At 40.4% G+C, this 15,069-nt stretch carries 11 protein-coding genes; 2 read left to right on the top strand and 9 right to left on the bottom strand.

The features are described from left to right. Positions 1 to 116 precede the first annotated feature (116 nt). The 3 genes from IGI64_RS05130 to IGI64_RS05120 are packed head-to-tail and all read right to left on the bottom strand — an operon-like array spanning position 117 to position 3,926. Entirely contained in the window at positions 117 to 1,439 is a 1,323-nt protein-coding gene (locus IGI64_RS05130; RefSeq protein WP_429939724.1) for a dihydrolipoyl dehydrogenase family protein, read from the bottom strand. Then, positions 1,436 to 2,389 (bottom strand): ABC transporter ATP-binding protein, encoded by a 954-nt coding sequence (locus IGI64_RS05125; RefSeq protein ID WP_429939722.1) that lies wholly within the window; start codon positions 2,387 to 2,389, stop codon positions 1,436 to 1,438. The genes IGI64_RS05130 and IGI64_RS05125 overlap by 4 nt, the downstream gene beginning before the upstream one ends. A 4-nt stretch (positions 2,390 to 2,393) precedes the next feature. After that, positions 2,394 to 3,926 (bottom strand): ABC transporter permease/substrate-binding protein, encoded by a 1,533-nt coding sequence (locus tag IGI64_RS05120; protein WP_429939720.1) that lies wholly within the window; start codon positions 3,924 to 3,926, stop codon positions 2,394 to 2,396. Between the two features lie 590 nt (positions 3,927 to 4,516). On the opposite strand from IGI64_RS05120, the gene IGI64_RS05115 reads away from it, so the two are divergent. Continuing rightward, positions 4,517 to 5,359, top strand: a complete 843-nt coding sequence (locus IGI64_RS05115; RefSeq protein WP_430596477.1) for a hypothetical protein — start codon at positions 4,517 to 4,519, stop codon at positions 5,357 to 5,359. Positions 5,360 to 5,600: 241 nt separating this feature from the next. On the opposite strand, the gene uxuA is transcribed toward IGI64_RS05115, so the two are convergent. Together uxuA and IGI64_RS05105 are read right to left on the bottom strand one after the other, a co-directional pair. Further along, a complete protein-coding gene (uxuA, locus tag IGI64_RS05110) occupies positions 5,601 to 6,674 on the bottom strand; it encodes a mannonate dehydratase (protein WP_429939717.1) in 1,074 nt (357 codons plus the stop codon). Then, positions 6,658 to 8,313 carry a mannitol dehydrogenase family protein gene (locus tag IGI64_RS05105; protein WP_429939715.1) on the bottom strand — a complete coding sequence of 552 codons (1,656 nt, stop codon included), beginning with the start codon at positions 8,311 to 8,313 and terminating at the stop codon, positions 6,658 to 6,660. Before IGI64_RS05105 ends, uxuA begins: the two co-directional genes overlap by 17 nt. A gap of 195 nt (positions 8,314 to 8,508) precedes the next feature. Between IGI64_RS05105 and IGI64_RS05100 the strand changes: the two genes are divergently transcribed. Continuing rightward, entirely contained in the window at positions 8,509 to 9,171 is a 663-nt protein-coding gene (locus IGI64_RS05100) for a GntR family transcriptional regulator (protein ID WP_429939713.1), read from the top strand. Positions 9,172 to 9,292: 121 nt separating this feature from the next. Here IGI64_RS05100 and ribF read toward each other — a convergent pair whose 3' ends face one another. The 4 genes from ribF to rbsK form a co-directional block, all read right to left on the bottom strand. Beyond that, a complete protein-coding gene (gene ribF / locus IGI64_RS05095) occupies positions 9,293 to 10,240 on the bottom strand; it encodes a riboflavin biosynthesis protein RibF (RefSeq protein WP_429939712.1) in 948 nt (315 codons plus the stop codon). Positions 10,241 to 10,242: 2 nt separating this feature from the next. After that, a complete protein-coding gene (gene truB, locus IGI64_RS05090) occupies positions 10,243 to 11,166 on the bottom strand; it encodes a tRNA pseudouridine(55) synthase TruB (protein ID WP_429939710.1) in 924 nt (307 codons plus the stop codon). Between the two features lie 421 nt (positions 11,167 to 11,587). Then, the gene (locus tag IGI64_RS05085; protein ID WP_429939708.1) at positions 11,588 to 13,951 is read right to left on the bottom strand and encodes a phosphoketolase family protein; all 2,364 of its coding nucleotides are present in this window, start codon (positions 13,949 to 13,951) and stop codon (positions 11,588 to 11,590) included. A 142-nt stretch (positions 13,952 to 14,093) separates the two neighbouring features. Continuing rightward, on the bottom strand, positions 14,094 to 14,978 hold the full coding sequence (gene rbsK, locus IGI64_RS05080; RefSeq protein ID WP_429939706.1) for a ribokinase: 885 nt from the start codon (positions 14,976 to 14,978) through the stop codon (positions 14,094 to 14,096). Positions 14,979 to 15,069: the final 91 nt, after the last annotated feature.

Here is a 15,069-nt window from a genome sequence, read left to right as displayed (position 1 = left end):
CCCGCAAAAAATAACAAATAAAATCATTAATGTTATTCTTGAGACAACAAAAAAGACTCTGGCGATTTTTGCCAGAGTCTTGCTTTTTTATAACCAGATTCGGTTTTTGTATTTTTTTATAAAAGATAGCTTAAATCGCTCGCAATCGTCGGATAGCCCATGATATAGCGGCTGATCTCTTTATTTGAGATTTTTTTGTCGATAGCGATTGATAAAAAGTTGATCAATTCATCTGCTTGGCCGCTCAGTGTACAAGCACCCACTAACAAGTTTTCTTCGTTATAAACAAGTTTTACTTTTGCTGTTGGTTCATTTAAGCGGCTATAGCTGAACCAAGATGTAAGATCTTGTGCAACAACTTTCAGGTCTTGTTTTTCAGCTTCTGCTGGTGTTATTCCAACGGAGGCGATTTTAGGACTTGCGTAAACAATCGTCGGAATAGATGGATAACTGATTGGTGTCATGTTTTCTTCTGCAATATTGCGTACTACGTGATTTCCTTCAAATGTTGCTACTGGCGTTAATTTAGGGATTTTTCGGCTGATGATATCCCCGCAAGCAAAAATAGCTGGATTCGATGTTTGTAAATACTCATTAACAGCAATACCATGTTTGTCTGCTTGGACACCTGCTTTTTCCAGGTCAAGAGATTCGATATTTGGGATACGTCCAGTTGCACAGAAGACGGCACCCACTGTCTCATCGAAATTTTCTGCAATCAAATGGTAGCCTTCTGCTGTTTTTTCGATTTTTTGCAAATCTGTATCAAAGGCAAATCGAATCCCGCGTTTTTTCATTTCTTCTACTGCTTCATCCACTAAATCTGCGTCAAAAGCTTTCAAAGGTCTTGAATTGTGATGGATGATTGTTACTTCTGCCCCTGCTCCATTGGCGATAGATGCCAGTTCAAACGCAATATACCCGCCGCCAACAAAAACAACTTTGTCTGGTAATTGATCTAGTGAAAGAAAATCGGTACTTGTCTGCATGTATTCTTTTCCTTTAATTGGTAAAATCGATGGGCGCTGACCGGTAGCAAGTACAAAATGATCAGCCGTGATTCGTTCGTCTAAAATCTCGATCGTTTTTTCATCTGCAAACCGAGCAGTACCTGACAAAAAGTCGATCCCTGCCGCTGCTAACCCTTCTTTTCTTTCTTCTGGAACAGGATCGGTGAATGTACGTTTGAATTTTTGTAATTCTTGCCAATCTGCTGGCGGCATTTCTTTGAATCCTTTGCCTGCCAATTGATTGACACGGTCACGTGCTTCTACCCCGCTTAACAATACTTTCTTAGGATCACAGCCTCGATTTGGACAAGTCCCGCCCCAAAGATTTTCTTCAATGATCAAAACATTTTTTCCAGCTTCTTTTAATCCATAAGCTGCACTGATACCCGCCACACCAGAACCGATAACGATCACGTCATATTTTTTCATTCTTTTTCCTCCTTATTGCTTAAAAAAGCAAAGACATCTTGTCTCGATATTTTGCCAATAACTTCTTGGTTTTTTACTACCTTTACTTCAGGCGCTTCAGCTAAAAGTGAATAAAGATCCGATAAAACTGCGCCAATGGTTATTTCCGGTCCGCTTGTTTCGTCCGTATCTTTTGTATAAAAACCATTTAAAATCATTTCTTCGATCAGTGGTTCTTTTTTACTTGTTTCTTCAAAGAAACGCTTGATGAATTCGCTTTTTGGTGCGGTCAAAACTTTTTCTGGGGTATCTGCTTGAAGTAATTTCCCGTCTTTCATCACACCGATCCGACTGCCTAATTTAATTGCTTCTTCCATATTATGGGTAACAAAAACAATGGTCGTTCCCAACTGTTGGTGCAATTCTAAAACTAAGTCTTGCAGCGATGTGCGAGAAAGCGGATCTAGCGCACTGAATGGCTCATCCATCAAAATAACTTCGGGAGAGGCCGCAATAGCTCGTAAGATACCGATACGCTGCTGTTCTCCGCCCGATAATTCTTTCGGCATACGATCCCTGTACTGTTCAGGATCAAGACCGACGATCGTCAGCAGCCGATCAACAGCTTCTTCCCGTTTGTTCTTTTTCCAACCAAGCATCTCAGGGATCACTTCGATATTCTGCTTCACAGTCATCGTTGGGAAAAGTGCGATTTGCTGGAGCACGTAGCCCATTTGCCAACGCATTTTTTGCAAGTTGTAATCTTTGATACGGGTTCCTTTGAAATAAACATTTCCTTCTGTTGGTACAGATAAACCATTGATCATTTTCAATGTGCTCGTTTTTCCGCTTCCTGAAGGCCCGACCAAGACGAAGATTTCTCCTGTTTTGATAGCGAGGTCTAAATTTTCGATAACCATTTTCTGGTCATATTTTTTTCCGACATTTTTAAATTCAATAATATTCGTCACTTTTTTATCCCCCAATCAACCCTTCGTTCTTCAAAAATGCACGGGCAACATCAGAAGGATCTTTCTTTTCTACATTCACTTGGTAATTCATATCGATCATCTGCTCTTCGGTCACTTTTCCAGCCAATCGATTCAAGGCACGAACCACTTCTGGATGTTCTGCTGCAAAGGTTTCAGACATCAATGGCGCTCCTTGATACGGCGGGAATAATCCGCGATCATCTTTCAAAGCAACCAGATCATATTGTTTGAGTTCGCTGTCTGTCGAATAGGCATCGATCAAATTGATATCGCCATTGTTGATTGCTTGGTACCGCAAACTTGGCTCCATACTTTGGACACTAGGGAAATCAAGCTGATATTCTTTTTGGATTCCTTTGTATCCATCATTTCGGTCAATAAATTCAAGTGTAAAGCCTGCTTTGATCTGGTCTTTGATTTTTGCTAGATCCGAGATCGTTTCAAGCTGATGTTCTTCTGCAAACGTACGTTTCACTGCCAGAGCATAGGTATTTTGGTAAGCCATTGGTTTTAAGAAAGCAAGCTGATCTTGTTCGCTCAACAATTTTTTCGCTTGCTCATACGTTCCATCTTCATCGAGATCCTGGTTTTTATCCGCTTCCGGTACATCGACCAAACTTTCTAACACTGTCCCAGTAAATTCCGGGTAAATATCGACTTGTCCGTGAGTAAGCGCATTGAACAGAAAGCTTGTCTTACCAAAGTTCGTTTTCAATTCGACAGTCGCATCTGGGTCCTCTTCCTCAATCAATTCTTTGTACATATTGATCAAGATATCTGGTTCTGCTCCTAATTTTCCAGCAATCGTGATGGGTTCTTCTTTAAATACACCTGAGCGGTAAAGAGACAAACCGCCTAAAAGCAGGATAAACGCTGCTAATCCAGCAATCGTATATCTAGGCTTCACCATTTGGAGCAATCGAATCAAACTGCTGAAAATAATGGCTAACAACGCAGAACTAATGGCGCCAAGCAATGTCAGCATAGGGCTGTTTCGATCAATTCCTAACAAAATAAACGTACCCAATCCTCCTGCACCAATCAGCGCCGCAAGAGTTGCCGTTCCTATAATCAAGACAAGAGCGGTCCGAATACCAGAAATAATAACTGGCAAAGCAATCGGAAGCTCAACTTTGATCAAACGCCGCATTCTGGACATCCCAAAAGCAATCGCTGCTTCTTCAATCGAAGGATTGATTTCTGATAAGCCGATATACGTATTTTGAAAAATAGGCAGCAGCGCATAGATAACTAGCGCAATCAATGCTGGGACTGTTCCGATACCGACAAATGGAATCAGTAAACCTAACAATGCCAATGAAGGAATCGTTTGAAGTACGCCTGTCGTCTGTAGCAAGATCTCTGCCATTTTTTTATGTGATACTACCCAAATCGCTAATGGTACCGCGATCAGGATCGCTATCAGCAATGCAATCAGCGAGATTGAGATATGTTGGATGACCGCAGTAATCAATTCTTCTTTTCGGTCACGAATAAGTTCCATAAAATTTTGCATATTTTTTCCTTCCTATTTACTGGATGACATTCACCCAGACGTTATAAAACAAAATAAACAGCGTGTAAAAACTGGTTTTCAGCATCAAATCTTTTTCCCTAATAATTACTTCTTTTTTTCTGGATTATTTATGGAAAAAAATAGGCTGCGAAACTAAGCAGCTTTTTTCACAACTTCACTTTCATTATAAATGTTTTCATTTTTTGTACCAACTGATACGTTCGCATGACAGCAAAAAGAAGCCAGCAAAGCGACATGTCTCGTGGGGGAGATTTTCTTTGCTGACTTCATTTTGTTTATTATAAGTGAAAAAATGAATTTATGGGGAATTTAGTAAAAATATATCGTTTTGGCATCATAACTGTTCACTTTTCAAAGAATACATCCGTTTTTTATTATAAATAAAGGAATATTGAAAAACATTTATAGATATTGATTGCTTTATGCTACACTTATTTATGGTAGGAAATGACTTTTAGATAGATAAAACAAGAAGATTGTGAATAATATCTTTTATTTTAAAAAAAAGCAATCTTGACATTTTTCATTGTTTTTTCCTATCAAATTTTGATTTCCAAGGAGGAGTATAGTTGGGTGTATTTATAGCGTTATTAGGGATGATCGCTTTCTTTGTTGGGATTGGGTATTGTGTCGTTTATGCCTTTAAAAAGCGTTCTGTTAAAAAAGGACTTATCTTCATGGGTGCAGGGCTCATGCTGTTTGCTGCTGGCGGTTCACTGATGCCTGAAACCAGCACTTCAGCAGAACAGAGCCAAACTGTTGCTACCACGAATCAGAAAACAGAAGATACCAAAGAGGAAGCGCAAAAGAAAAAAGAAGCTGAGTTGAAAGAGCAGCAAGAAAAAGAAAGAAAAGAAGCCGAAGAAAAAGCACAACAGGAAAAAGAGAAAAAAGAAGCCGAAGAAAAGGCGCGACAAGAACAAGAGAAAAAAGAAGCCGAAGAAAAAGCACAACAGCTAGCAGAAGCAGATGGTCTTGTCTCTCAAGCTGAATCACAGAAAACTCGAGCTGCCTACGATACAGCTAAAGCAGCAGTTGCTGGTCTGTCGGAAGCAAACGATGGATTGAACAGTCGCTTAAGTGCCGTTGAATCAGCTATCACACAGCAAGAACAAGCAGCTGCGCAACAAGCAGAGGCAGAAAGACAAGCAGCACAACAAGCAGAAGCGCAAAGACAAGCTGAAGCTGCGCAGCAGGCGGAAGCACAACGTCAAGCAGAGCAAGCAGCCGCACAGCAAGCAGCTCCACCAAGTGATCAACAGACGCAAGTTGTTTATGTCGCTCCGCAATCCGGGAGAAGATATCATTATGACAGCAGCTGCCGTGGACTCCGGACTGCTAATCAGATCCAACCAATGACATTGCAGCAGGCAATCGACCAAGGATATACGCTTTGCGGTTTTGAAGATTGATATTTAAATAAAATAACCGTCTAAGATTTTACGAAACTGCAAAAATCTTAGACGGTTTTTGTTTGGAGCAACTTTTTCAGCAACTCAAGGAAGCGTTTGTTTTCGGTTCAATTATTCGCTTTATCTCCCCTTCATTGCTACCATATTATTAACGGAAATGTCCGTTGAATAATCGAAATGATCAAAGAATCTTTATTCTTTTTTTGGGGGATCATTTCGGTTTTTTTTATGCCTGCGTTTCTTAACGCGGGCTGTTTTTTTCCAATGCTTCCCATAAACCATTCAAATAAACAGCACCTAACGCCCGATCATAAAGACCATAGCCTGGACGTCCTGTTTCTCCCCAAATCATTCGGCCGTGATCTGGACGGATATAGCCGTCAAAACCATTGTCATACATTGCCTTGATTATTTTGTACATATCAAGGGAACCCTCTTCTGATTTATGCGGCGCTTCATAGAAATTTTTTCCTTCTAAAAATTTGATATTTCGTACATGAGCAAACGGGATACGGTCACGCGCACAAAATTCAGCTAAAATCGCATAGACATCATTTCCTGGTTCTTCCGCAATACTTCCAGTACATAACGTGATTCCATTCGCTGGGCTGTCTGCTACATTGCACAGCCAGTCCAAATCTTCTCTGTTTTTGATGATCCGAGGCAAGCCAAAAATCGAGTATGGCGGATCATCTGGGTGGATCGCCATTTTTATACCCACTTCCTCACAAACTGGAATTACAGCTTTTAGGAAATAAGCAAGGTTTTCACGCAGTTTTTCTTCATCGACATCTTTATAAGCGGCAAGTAATTCTTTTACATGCGCTAGGCGTTCTGGCTCCCATCCAGGCAATGTAAATTTACTGCTGGAATTTTCGATTTTTTTGATGATGACTTCTGGATCTTCAGGAATATCTTCTGCAATAAATGCCAATGTCGATGAACCATCGGCCAGCCGGTAATCAAGATCAGATTTGACCCAATCAAATACTGGCATGAAATTATAACAAATCACTTCGATACCAAATGCAGCTAAGTTCCGAATCGTTTCGATATAGTTTTCAATATAGCGGTCTCTTGTCGGCAAACCGATTTTGATATCATCATGGATATTGACACTTTCAATCACTTTTAATGTCAAACCTGCTTTTTCGATTTCTTCTTTTAAAGATTGGATACGTGATTTAGGCCAAACTTCGCCAACCGATATATCCATCAATGTGCCAACGATCCCTTTCATTGCTGGGATTTGCCGAATCTCCTGTAAAGTTATTTTTTCTTCTTGCGAACCATACCATCTAAATGTCATTTCCATTGTTTGTTATCCTCCCGTGTTCACTTAAATAAGAACGTAATGTTTCCCGGACTGCATTTTTTTCAGCAAGCAGACTACAAAAATCCTTTTCGATCTGTTCCCCGATCCCTGCTTGATAAAGATCTACAGAAAAAATAGCTGGATTTGACAAAATCGGCGCGGCTGCTTCATGGATTTTTTGCGGATCATCTTCTCCCAGCTTTATTCCTTCTAACATTTTTTGCAATGGTTCAGTCAAAGGATCTGGACTCAATTCAAACGTCTTTCCTTGGTCATCTTTTCCAATGAGATAGCGAAGCCAAGCGGCAATTGTCAAAGGAATAAAAATCAACTCACTGGTTTGTTTTTCTGGATTTTCCATATAGGCTTGAATCGTTCCACCAAAACGGATTGCTAATTTTTGTGACGTATCTGTTGCGATGCGTTGCGGCGTGTCAGGAATATAAACATTTGGAAATCGTTTATTGATTACTTCATCGATGAACTTTCTTGGATCAAGGATTCCTGGATCTTCAACAACTGGCAATCCTTCTCCATAGCCGATTTCTTTTACCAAATTCGATAAATCAGGGTCCTTCATTTCTTCAGCAATCGACGTGTGCCCCAACAAACAGCCGAAGATTGCAAGTGCTGTATGCAGTGGATTTAAGCAAGCGGCAACTTTCATCGTATCTGCTTTCTCCACGGTTTCTTGATTTGTCAAAATCACACTAGCTGCCGCCAAATCAGGACGGCCATTTGGAAACGTGTCTTCGATAACTAGATAATGAGTCGTTTCTGTATTTGCAAAAGGTGCGATGTTTGTGTGTTTCGCTGTATGGATCACTTGCATGTCGGCAAAGCCTTCTTTTTCTAGGAACGTGCTGATTTCGTTCGACGGATTTGGCGTGATACGATCAATCATGCTCCAAGGAAAACTAACGTAATCATCGTTTTTTAAATAATCGAGGAAAGCCGATTCGACAAAGCCGTTTTTCTCCCATTGTTCAGCAATTTCCAGCACCACATTTTTAAAGCGCTTACCATTTTGTGAAAAGTTATCAGTCGAAACCATCGCGATAGGTAATTTTCCCGCTAAAAAGCGCTGGTAAAGCAAAGCTGTTACAATGCTGATCGTGTGGGCTGATTTTTCAGGTCCGTTTGCAATATCTTTTGCTACTTGATCGAAGTAGATACCTGCTTGGTTTTTCAGTGCATAGCCTTTTTCAGTGATTGTGAATGTGGCGAACTGCAAAGAAGGATTTTTGAAATGAGCCGCTGCTTTCTCATATTCTTCTTGATTATTTGGATGACAATATAAACTTTCTGCAGTAATGACATTCAATCGTTTTTCTAAGGTACCGTCTTCTTTCATAATGATTTCCAAAAATTGGTTATCAAATGCTTGGCATCCTTTTTCAATCACTTCCTCGTCAAACGTTTCGCAAACGACGACCCCTGCCCGCAATTCTTTTTTATCTGCGAGACTCTGGGCGATTTCTGCATGAAAACCTCGATACAGATTACCGCCGCCGAAATGGAGCCAAACCGGTGCTTTCTTGCCTTGATTTCTGACAGAAGTTGTATCAAATACTGGTAATACCACTTGGTGATGTTTAAGTTCATCGACAGAATCTTGCCAGTTCTTTAAATCAATCATGTCTTTCCCTCCTCTAACTGATATATCAGATTCACTTTTCCACTTGTATTATATGTAGGTATAATCAGCTTGTCAACGAATATTTTCGATAACATCAGCTATATTAGAATAAACAGCCCGTTTTCTAATATATTAGTTAAGTGGTGTTTTTTTCTGCTATAATGAATTGAACAACAGTTGGAAGGAGTAGATTTCTTGACGGCAAACAGTTTGCAGGAACAAGCCTATCAAGCCATACGAAAAAAAATCATTTACGCTGACTTGGAACCTGGCAAAAAGATTTCTGAAAAATCATTAGAAGATATGCTTCATATTGGACGGACACCGATTAGAGAATCCTTGATCCAATTAAGACAGCAGGAACTTGTTTACACGATTCCGCAAAGCGGGACCTACGTTTCTCAAGTCGATCTTGTTTCGGCTAAAAATGCCCGCTTCGTCAGGGAACAGCTGGAACGAAAAATCATGATGGAATGCTGCGCAAAAATGGATCCGCGTCTTGAGACTGTGCTGCGGACGATCATCGAAGAACAAGAAAAAGCTGTTTCAAAAAAAGACGAACGTGCTTTTTTCCATACAGACAATTTATTCCATGCTACATGCTTTGAGATTGCTGGAAGAAAAGAAGTTTGGCGTTGGCTGGAACATAACAATACACATTTGGAACGGTTCCGCTGGCTTCGGATCAAAACAGAGGGCTTGCGTTGGGACACGATTTTGGCTCAGCACCACCAACTCTTCCAAGCATTAGTTTCAAAAAATACCGAAGAAGCAGATTTTCTAACATCTGTCCATCTCCATATGATGCTTTCAGAACAAGAAATGGTTGTTGAAAAGAATCCCGGCTATTTCAAATAACAAAAAACTGATTATTCCTAAGCGTTCTCTTAAAAGTCATCTGAACTTTAAGAGCGGCTCTGAATAATCAGTTTTTTTATTGTTTCGTGCTTTGAAATTTTACTCAGCAATGAACGATTTCTTAAGACTGTTTGTTCTCGAAATATGCTGCTGTCTCTTTTTCGTCTTGCTTCAATTGAGCAATCAATGCTTCGACACTTTCAAATTTCTCTTGTTCTCTCAAAAAATGGTTCCAACGCACAGCAACATGTTCGCCATAGATATCTTGATGGAAGTCCAAAATATACAATTCAACTGTCAGCTCTCTGCCTTCGCCAAACGTATCATTATGCCCAATAGATCCCATAGCTGGGTACCATTTTTCCCCAACTTTGATCTCAGAAGTATACACGCCTTCTTTCGGCAGATGTGTTGTGTTCTTGACTTTGACATTTGCTGTCGGGAATCCAAGCAGACGCCCTCGAGCATCCCCGTGGACGACGACACCTTCGATTTCATAAACACAACCCATGAGTTCTGTGACTTCTTCCATATCGGCTTCATCCAATGCGTGACGGATTCTTGTGGAACTGATTTTTTCGCCTTCTGCTGCTTTCTTTTCGACGGTGATGATCTCAAACCGATCTTTCGCATATTCAGGCAAGTGTGCCACATCTGCGATTTCTTTTGGTCCATACGTATAATCAAAGCCTGAGACAGCAACTTTGGCATGTAAATCAACGATATATTGATCAACGAATTCTTGTGGGTGCAGGCTGGCAAAAGCAGAAGTAAAATCGACCTCATACAGATAATCAACACCTAGACGCGCCATCTTTTCTTCTTTTTGTTCCAAAGTCGTCAAATATTTCACATGATCAGGATTGATTTTTTTGAATACGATAGACGGGTGCTGATTGAATGTCATTACTGCAAGTTTTAGTCCTTTTTCGTCGGCTGCTTTTCGTCCAATTGAGACAACTTCTTGATGACCGCGATGTACACCGTCAAAAAAACCTAACACTAAAACAACATCGTCTTCTGGGATATCTTTTTTATCATATGGATGTCTGATTTTTATGATTTTCATGATTAAACCTCGGTTCTTAAAACTTTACTTGGTTTCAGTTTATTTTTTTCTTTAGGATTTGGCTGATAGATGCTGACTACTTTTTCTTGATAAAATAATGCGATTTCCTCTTCTGGCATTTGTTCCAAACCAAACACTGTATAATCCAAACGCATCCCGTTTTTGACTTTTTCCCATGTCGGTTTATCGATATCGACTCTTGGGAAACGAGCCACGCCCTGTTCTATCGGCAAAAGATGTTCTTCTAATGTCCCATTATCCATGTATTCTTGGACTTGCTGCAATGTCAACGCTTGTTCCTTTGACATACCGGCACTCGCTGTTCGTGTCAAATCTGACATGTGGGCGGGATAGCCTAGTTTTGCGCCCGTATCGACAGCCAATGTGCGGACATAGGTTCCTTTGCCGCAAACGACTTGGAAACGCCAAGACATGGTTCCTTTTTCTTGATTCCAAATCGGTTCACTTGTCCGATTGAATTCATAGATCATCGCTTTTCGTTTTGGCCGCTCGACTTCTTCATTATTGCGCGCGTATTCATACAAACGTTTACCGTTGACTTTTACTGCGGAATACATTGGCGGAATCTGGGTGATTTCTCCGACAAAACTTTGCATTGCTTCGTCGATCATTTCTTCGGACAAAGGTGAAGCAACAGCTTTTTCTTCTACAGTCTCACCGGATTTGTCTTCTGTTGTCGTGCTGTAGCCTAATGTGATCTCGCCTTCATAGATTTTCCCAGAATCCATCAAATATTCGATGACTTTTGTTGCTTTTCCGATGCAGATCGGTAACACGCCGTCAACGTCGGGATCAAGAGTACCTCCATGCCCGATTTTTTTTGTATGTACGATTTTTCTTAATTTAAAAACACAGTCGTGGCTTGTCATGCCCCGCTCTTTCCATAAAGGCAGTAGACCTTCCATTCATTGTTCCTCATTTCTATTCTTTTTAACTGAACCATTATAACACAGCCCAATAAGATCCTGCTATTTTTGTCTTCCTATAACTTGCTTTTTCCTTCTTGAGAAATGTTTTTAGCATGTTGGACATCAAAACGTAACAAAATTCATCGTTACGTAAATCGAATACGTGTTATTCTACTTTGCATAAGGAGGGGTAATTATGGAAGATCTTTTCTTTGCACCCTTTGATTGGATTTTTGGGTGGCTCACAGGTAAATAAAATAGATCGTTTTTCACTTCCCCAAAACAACAGAAAAGACTGGATTTTCTTCCAGTCTTTTCTGTTGTTTTTTTCAGTTTCTTAATCAACGTAAAAAATTCTGCTTTTTTAGTATACATCCTCACAAAACATTTTTCGTTTTGCAAGGTCCATTTTATCGTTTTATTGATCAAGATTTTTCCATTCCCAATCCAATACTTCTGGCAGATCAATACCATTTTCACGGATATAATCATGGTGTTCTTGTAATTTTTGATCCATTTTTTCTGCAAATTTTTCTGCTTGTGCACCTTTGATTTTTAAAGCTGCATCTTTTGCCAAATGGTAACGGTCGAGTTCATTCACTACGCGCATATCAAATGGTGTCGTGATATCTCCGTTTTCTTTGTAGCCATGGATCATCAAATCGTGGTTATGACGATCAAAGAAAATCGTACGGACCAGTGTTTCATACCCGTGGAAAGCAAACAAGATCGGTTTATCTTTGGTAAAATATCGATCAAATTCTTCATCGCTCAACCCGCGAGGATCTTGACTTGGATGGCGCAATTTCAATAAATCTACGACATTAATAAAGCGGATTTTTATGTCTGGGAATTCTTCTAACAACAAAGTAACAGCAGCTAATGCTTCTAAGTTGGATTCTGTTCCTGCAGCGGCAATCACCAACTCAGGTTCCTCATCTTTTGCTGTCGAAGCCCAGTCAATGATCTTCAAACCCTCATTTACTAAGATTTCTGCTTCTTCCGCTGAGTAAAATTGAGCCCGGGGATGTTTGGAAGAGATAATCAAATTGATTTTTTCTGACGAGCGGAATGCTTTATCCATGACTGCGAGCAATGTATTTGCGTCTGCTGGCAAATATTCACGAATAAATTCCGCCTTTTTTTCTGCCAAATGTGTCAATATCCCTGGATCTTGATGGGTATATCCATTGTGATCTTGTTGGAAAACGGTCGAGCTGGCAATGAGATTCAATGAAGGATATTCGTTACGCCAAGAAAGATCGTGTGATTTCCGCATCCATTTGAAGTGCTGGGTCAACATAGAATCAACGACCCGCAAGAATGATTCATAACTTGCAAAGAATCCATGACGTCCAGTCAAAACATAGCCTTCCAAGAATCCTTCATCTTGGTGTTCCGATAGCTGACTGTCAATGACGCGTCCAGAAGGTGAAAGCCATTCGTCATTTTCTGGCTCGATTTTTTCCATCCATTGACGATTTGTCGCTTTGAAGACTTGATTCAATCGATTTGATTTTGTTTCATCGGGACCGAATATGCGGAAGTTCTCTGAATTTTTCTCGATAATGTCGCGAACGAATTTGCCAAGCTCCGTCATGTCTTCTGCTGTTACTGATCCTGGTCTTTCAAATTGCAGCGCATGGTATTTCCACTCTGGCAAAATCAGCGGTTTCGGATTGATCCCGCCGTTAGTAATAGGATTTTTTGCCATTCTTTGGTCACCAGTTGGCGCGATTTGTCTGATTTCTTCTAAAAGACGGCCTTGTTCATCAAATAATTTCTCTGGTTCATAGGATTTTAACCAACGAAGTAAAGCATCTGCGTGATCCATATGTTCTTGGTCTACAGGAATTGGTACTTGGTGTGCTCTGAAGGTGCCTTCGATTGGTTCCCCATCCCATTCTTCTGGTCCTGTCCATCCTTTTGGCGTGCGTACGATCAATACCGGCCACTTCGGCATCACTGCTTCTGCTGCTGATTTCATACGAGCTTCTTTTTGGATCGATTTGATTTTCTCGATTGCTTGATCCATTTTTTCAGCCATAACAGGATTTAATTTTTCTGGGTCATTTCCTTCAATAAAGAAAGGTTCCCAGCCAAGTCCGTTAAAGTAATTAGTCAATTCTTCATCTGATTTACGTGCCAAAATCGTTGGATTGGCTATTTTTGCACCATTTAAATGAAGGATCGGCAAAACAGCGCCATCGGTTACTGGGTTGATAAAAACATTTGAGAACCAGCTGCCGGCTAAAGGACCTGTTTCTGCTTCACCATCGCCAATCACGACAGCAGAAATAACTTCTGGATTATCTAAGACCGCTCCGACACCGTGTGAAAGTGAATAGCCAAGTTCTCCGCCTTCATGGATAGAACCTGGTGTTTCTGGTGCTGCATGGGAAGCAATGCCTCCAGGAAATGAGAATCGTTTGAATAATTTTTGCATCCCTGTCTCATCTTCGGTAACTTCTGGATAAATCTCGGTATAACTTCCGTCTAGATAAGCATTTGAGACCATGACTTGTCCGCCATGTCCTGGACCTTCGATATAAAACATGTTCAAATCATATTTATTGATGACTCGGTTCAAATGGACATAAATAAAGTTTTGTCCAGGAATCGTTCCCCAGTGACCGATTGGATGTTTTTTGACATCTTCTGGTTTCAATGTACGTTTCAGCAAGGGGTTATCTTTAAGATAAAGTTGTCCGACAGAAAGATAATTGGCAGCACGCCACCAAGCAGTCATTTTATCAAAGTATTCTTTACTAGAATAATCCATATATAACACTCCTTTTCATTCTTACTCTTATTCTAGCGCAGATGCTTCTAATTGAAACCTAATAAGCATTTCAGTTCATTTGACTAAGGTTTATGTCTATATACAAAAAAACCGCGAAATTTTTCTCTTTCGCGGATGTTTCTTACATTGATCCGAAAAATCTTCTCACTTGTTCTCTTGTCGGCATCCCGCCTTGGGCACCAAACCCTTGGACCGAAATGGCCGCAGCTTGATTTGCAAAACGGATAGCAGCTTCCAGCTTTGCTCCTTCCAATAACTTGGCTGCTAAAGCACCATTGAACGTATCACCTGCACCTGTCGTATCGACTGGTGTTACTTGATACGCAGGAACCAGTACTTCTTTTTCGCCATTATGAAAAACAGCTCCTTCTGCTCCTAAAGTAATGATGAGCTGATTTGGGTATTTTTTCAAGATATCTTGACGGCGCTGATTAGGAAACAGCGCTTCAAACTCATGCTCATTTGGTGTGAAATAAGTAGTTTTAGCCAGAAGTTCTTCTCGGATTTCCCGCGCAGGCGCTGGGTTATACAAAAGCGGGATCTTCTTTTCCCAACACCATTCGATAATTGCTTCATTTGTTTCTTGCGGAATTTCATTTTGAATAATGACAAAATCAGACGACAGAATATTTTCTTTGATTGCTGAAACCCGTTCTAACGTCATTTCATTATTGGCTCCTGGAATAACAACGATACTGTTATCTCCTTGATGCAGCGTGATATGAGCAGAACCAGAAACTGCTTGGGGAACAACTGCTATATTCGATGTATCTACACTATTTGCTTGAAGGTTTTCGATGATTTCTTCCCCAAAAAGATCAGGTCCCACACATCCTGCCATTTCCACTTTCGCATCTAATCGGCTTGCAGCGACTGCCTGATTTGCCCCTTTTCCGCCAAAAGAAGTTTCGAACGCTTCTCCGAATACTGTTTCTCCTTGCTTTGGCTTAACCGTTGTTGTTACGACAAAATCAGTCGATACACTTCCAATGACTAAAATCTTCATCTGTTTCTTCCTTTCCACGCGCTGCTTTTGATTCGATCAACTATACACTTTTAAACTTTATCATAAAGTCAATCGAATCAAACTGCAAGGT

It is taken from the genome of Enterococcus sp. DIV0210g, from assembly GCF_050559705.1.
In the GTDB taxonomy this organism is placed as follows: Bacteria; Bacillota; Bacilli; order Lactobacillales; family Enterococcaceae; genus Enterococcus_B; species Enterococcus_B faecalis_A.
This window is presented reverse-complemented; position numbering and strand designations above follow the sequence as displayed.

Bases quoted from the DNA above. Each gene is read 5' to 3' on its own strand.
- IGI64_RS05130 (WP_429939724.1), bottom strand. From the start codon at position 1,439: ATGAAAAAATATGACGTGATCGTTATCGGTTCTGGTGTGGCGGGTATC.
- IGI64_RS05120 (WP_429939720.1), bottom strand. From the start codon at position 3,926: ATGCAAAATTTTATGGAACTTATTCGTGACCGAAAAGAAGAATTGATT.
- uxuA (WP_429939717.1), bottom strand. From the start codon at position 6,674: ATGGAAATGACATTTAGATGGTATGGTTCGCAAGAAGAAAAAATAACT.
- IGI64_RS05105 (WP_429939715.1), bottom strand. From the start codon at position 8,313: ATGATTGATTTAAAGAACTGGCAAGATTCTGTCGATGAACTTAAACAT.
- ribF (WP_429939712.1), bottom strand. From the start codon at position 10,240: ATGAAAATCATAAAAATCAGACATCCATATGATAAAAAAGATATCCCA.
- truB (WP_429939710.1), bottom strand. From the start codon at position 11,166: ATGGAAGGTCTACTGCCTTTATGGAAAGAGCGGGGCATGACAAGCCAC.
- IGI64_RS05085 (WP_429939708.1), bottom strand. From the start codon at position 13,951: ATGGATTATTCTAGTAAAGAATACTTTGATAAAATGACTGCTTGGTGG.
- rbsK (WP_429939706.1), bottom strand. From the start codon at position 14,978: ATGAAGATTTTAGTCATTGGAAGTGTATCGACTGATTTTGTCGTAACA.